A 2,595-nucleotide genomic window follows, 5' to 3' on the forward strand; every position below is an offset into this window, starting at 1 on the left:
GCGTGGTGGGTGCTGCCGCCCTCCGGGGGGGGGGGGGGGTCCGCGGCGCCCCGCCGGCGCCGGCGCGCCCGGCGCCGGCGCTCGCCGGGGCGGTGTCCCGGCCCCCCCCCACCGGCCAGACGAAGACGGTCCCGTCGTCATCCGGGGTGCGGGTTCGGCCGGTCGGGGCGAGCACCGAGGTCGGCCCACGCCAGGGTAGCCAGCCGCGGGTGGTGTAGAGCCGGCGGCTGAGCCCGGCGGAGCTGAGCGCACCCAGCTGATAGCAGCCGCGGATCACCTGCTCGCACGCGTCCAGCACCGCGGTTGCCAGCCCCTGCCCGCGCTGGTCCGCGCGGACGGCGACCGCCTCGACGTACCCGCAACGCAGCGAGGCGCCCCGGTACAGCAGGCGCCGCTGCACCACCGCGCCGTGCGCGATCAGCGCGCCGTGCTGCCAGATCAGCGCGTGCATGCCGCCGAGCGCGTGCTGCCAGTCGATCTCGGTGAACTGGCCGGAGTACGCCTCGACGACCATCTGCCGGGCACCACGCCGGGTTTCGGCGTCGACGTCGGCGGTGTGAACGAGCCGGGCGGTGTGAACCTGGGTGGGCACACCCCAGGTCTACCAGCCAGCACGCCCGGGGTGGAACCCGCGGTCAGTGCAGGATCTTGCCGATCAGCCCGGGCAGCTGCTCGGCCACCAGCGGATAGCTGAGCGGCGAGGCGAACGCGATCGCGGCGGCCAGGTCGACGGTGGTGAAGACGCTGCGGTTGGCGACGGCGGCGATCTCGGGGTCGGCCTGCAGGGCGGTGCGCTCGTCGTCGCTCTCGGTGGTCCAGATCAGCACGTCGGCATCGTGGAGAACGGGGGTGCGCGACGCGTCCACGACATGCAGGCCCATCCGGGTCAGGAAGTCGGTGCGCCAGCCGGTGCTCACCAGCACGCTGCCCCGGCCCAGCCTGCCGGAGAGCAACAGCACCTTCTTGTCCGCGAAGCGCGGGTGGGCGCTCGCGACATCGGCGAACCCGGTGTCGACGGCGTCGACCAGCGACTGCATCCGGTCGCCCTGGTGCACCGCTTGGCCGATCGCCGCCGCTTGCTGCTTCCACGGCTCGAAGAACGCGTCGCCGTCGGATTGCGGCACGGTCGGGGCGATCGCCGACAGCTTGGCGTAGGTGTCGGCGTCCACCCCGGCGTTGGTCGCCACGATCAGATCGGGCCTCAGCCCGGCGATCTGCTCGACCGGGATGCCGTCGTCCAGGCGGAGCACCACCGGCTTGGCAGCGCCGAGCTTGGCCCGGGCCCACGGCCACACCGCGTACGGCTGATCACCGAACCAGTCGGTGACCGCGATCGGCACCACTCCCAGTGCGAGCAGGTCGTCCTGGCCGGTGTAGCCGGCGCAGACCACCCGCTTGGGTGGCTCCGGAACGGTGGTCTCGCCGAAGACGTGCGAGACCGTCACCGACTGGCTCGGCGCGGTGTCACCGGCTCGCCGCCGCGAACAGCCCGCGACGCCGAGCAGCGTGGTCGCCGCCGCGGCGCCCAGGAAACCGCGCCGGGTCCACCGCTGTCGCATCGCGGGATATTAACCGTCGTGGTCGTTGCCCGGCCACCGGAACGCCCGCCGGCTCAGCGGACTCCCAGGGCGGCGGCGGTGAGTCGCCACAGCCGCTCGGTGGCCTGGCCGGGAGTGGGGATCGGGGTGGCCCGGAGCTGCTGGGCGATTCCGTGGCGCAGCCCGCCGATCACGTAAGCGCCGGCGCTGTCGGCGTCGATGCCGGTGGGCAGCTGGCCCAGCCGCTGGCCTCGCCGGATGTTGTCGGCGGCGCTGTCGCTCAGCTTCTGGACGTAGACCGCCTCCAGCTCGGTGAGCTGCGGGTCCGGCGCCGTGCGATTGAGCAGGATCGGGGCCAGCGGGTCGGCGAAGTGGTAAGCGACGAAACACCGGGTGCGATCATGTTCCCGGGTGCCCCAGTCGGCCCCGGACGGCAGCTGCGCGTCGGCGATGGCGTGGCCGAGTCCGTCGTAGAAGGCGGTGTAGATCGCCACCAGCAGGCCGCTTTTCGAGCCGAAGTGGTGATAGAGCGCCCCGGTGCTCAATCCGGCGCGCCGGGTGAGCGCACCGAGTTCCATCGCACCGTTGCCGCGGACCAACTCATCGCGTGCGGCGTCGAGCAGTTGTTGACGTCCGACCGGGGCGCGTGCCATAGTCGCAAACATAACAGAATTCGATTATGTTACCGAGCGCGAGGAGTCGCGATGAGCGCCGAGGTGTCCTCGATAGCCGATCTGAGCGGTGATCTGGCCGGAACCTATCGCCGGACCGCCAGCAGCGGAGCGAGCGTCGACGCGGCGGTCGTCGAGGCGGACCTGGCCGCGGTTCGGCGCGACGGATACGTCATCCTGCCGGATCTGCTGCCCGGCGAGGAGCTCCACCGGATCCGCGACGACGTCGCGCCGCTGCTGGATCGACGCGGCCGGAACGGCTTCGAGGGGCATGCCACCCAGCGGGTCTACAGCGTGCTGAACAAGACCCGCAGCTGTGATCGGATCGTGGATCATCCGCGCGTGCTGGCGCTGCTGGATCGGCTGTTCCTGCCCAACTACCTGTT

General features: G+C 71.9%; 4 protein-coding genes. 1 reads left to right on the forward strand and 3 read right to left on the reverse strand.

The genetic code is table 11. The features are described from left to right. The 3 genes from AC2VNT_RS14820 to AC2VNT_RS14830 form a co-directional block, all read right to left on the reverse strand. Positions 1–592, reverse strand: a 592-nt coding sequence (locus AC2VNT_RS14820; protein WP_486947577.1) for a GNAT family N-acetyltransferase, incomplete at its 3' end; no start/stop codon positions are given. A 43-nt stretch (positions 593–635) separates the two neighbouring features. Beyond that, complete coding sequence (locus AC2VNT_RS14825) at positions 636–1,559, reverse strand: ABC transporter substrate-binding protein (RefSeq protein ID WP_486947578.1); 924 nt, start codon at positions 1,557–1,559, stop codon at positions 636–638. 53 nt (positions 1,560–1,612) lie between these two features. Next, positions 1,613–2,191, reverse strand: coding sequence for a TetR/AcrR family transcriptional regulator (locus AC2VNT_RS14830; RefSeq protein ID WP_486947579.1), 579 nt, complete (start codon positions 2,189–2,191; stop codon positions 1,613–1,615). A gap of 18 nt (positions 2,192–2,209) precedes the next feature. On the opposite strand from AC2VNT_RS14830, the gene AC2VNT_RS14835 reads away from it, so the two are divergent. Next, on the forward strand, positions 2,210–2,595 hold a 386-nt coding region (locus AC2VNT_RS14835; protein ID WP_486947580.1), incomplete at its 3' end, for a phytanoyl-CoA dioxygenase family protein.

Source organism: Mycobacterium sp. TH-M15, assembly GCF_057473705.1.